Genomic DNA, 1,025 nt, shown 5'->3' on the forward strand with positions numbered 1-1,025 from the left:
GCAGTCTGGTCGGGACTCGGCGTCGTCATAATTACAGCCATTGCCTGGTTGCTTCATGGGCAAAAGCTTGATGCGTGGGGCTTTGTAGGTATGGGGCTCATAATTGCTGCCTTTTTGCTCGCCCGATCCCCATCGTGGAAGTCGCTGCGGAGGCCGACGCCATGGTGACGGTGTTCGGCATTCTGAATCTCACCGAGGACTCCTTCTTCGATGAGAGCCGGCGGCTAGACCCCGCCGGCGCTGTCACCGCGGCGATCGAAATGCTGCGAGTCGGATCAGACGTCGTGGATGTCGGACCGGCCGCCAGCCATCCGGACGCGAGGCCTGTATCGCCGGCCGATGAGATCAGACGTATTGCGCCGCTCTTAGACGCCCTGTCCGATCAGATGCACCGTGTTTCAATCGACAGCTTCCAACCGGAAACCCAGCGCTATGCGCTCAAGCGCGGCGTGGGCTACCTGAACGATATCCAAGGATTTCCTGACCCTGCGCTCTATCCCGATATTGCTGAGGCGGACTGCAGGCTGGTGGTTATGCACTCAGCGCAGCGGGATGGCATCGCCACCCGCACCGGTCACCTTCGACCCGAAGACGCGCTCGACGAGATTGTGCGGTTCTTCGAGGCGCGGGTTTCCGCCTTGCGACGGAGCGGGGTCGCTGCCGACCGGCTCATCCTCGATCCGGGGATGGGATTTTTCTTGAGCCCCGCACCGGAAACATCGCTGCACGTGCTGTCGAACCTTCAAAAGCTGAAGTCGGCGTTGGGGCTTCCGCTATTGGTCTCGGTGTCGCGGAAATCCTTCTTGGGCGCCACCGTTGGCCTTCCTGTAAAGGATCTGGGTCCAGCGAGCCTTGCGGCGGAACTTCACGCGATCGGCAATGGCGCTGACTACGTCCGCACCCACGCGCCTGGAGATCTGCGAAGCGCAATCACCTTCTCGGAAACCCTCGCGAAATTTCGCAGTCGCGACGCCAGAGACCGAGGGTTAGATCATGCCTAGCATTCACCTTCCGGCCGCCCGCTA

Annotated in this window: 2 protein-coding genes; both read left to right on the forward strand. The window is 61.2% G+C overall.

Annotated features, from left to right (window positions below; translation table 11 throughout):
• A partial coding sequence (locus PG888_RS22940; protein ID WP_270694477.1) for an SMR family transporter occupies positions 1–168 on the forward strand: 168 nt, incomplete at its 5' end.
• Complete coding sequence (gene sul1 / locus PG888_RS22945) at positions 162–1,001, forward strand: sulfonamide-resistant dihydropteroate synthase Sul1 (RefSeq protein ID WP_000259031.1); 840 nt, start codon at positions 162–164, stop codon at positions 999–1,001. The genes PG888_RS22940 and sul1, both read left to right, overlap by 7 nt.
• The last annotated feature ends 24 nt before the right edge of the window (positions 1,002–1,025 follow it).

The sequence above is a fragment of the Aeromonas sp. QDB23 genome (assembly GCF_027707745.1).
Taxonomy (GTDB): Bacteria; Pseudomonadota; Gammaproteobacteria; order Enterobacterales; family Aeromonadaceae; genus Aeromonas; species Aeromonas allosaccharophila.

Excerpts from the sequence above, each read along its gene's own strand:
- sul1 (WP_000259031.1), top strand. The coding sequence starts at position 162 with ATGGTGACGGTGTTCGGCATTCTGAATCTCACCGAGGACTCCTTCTTC.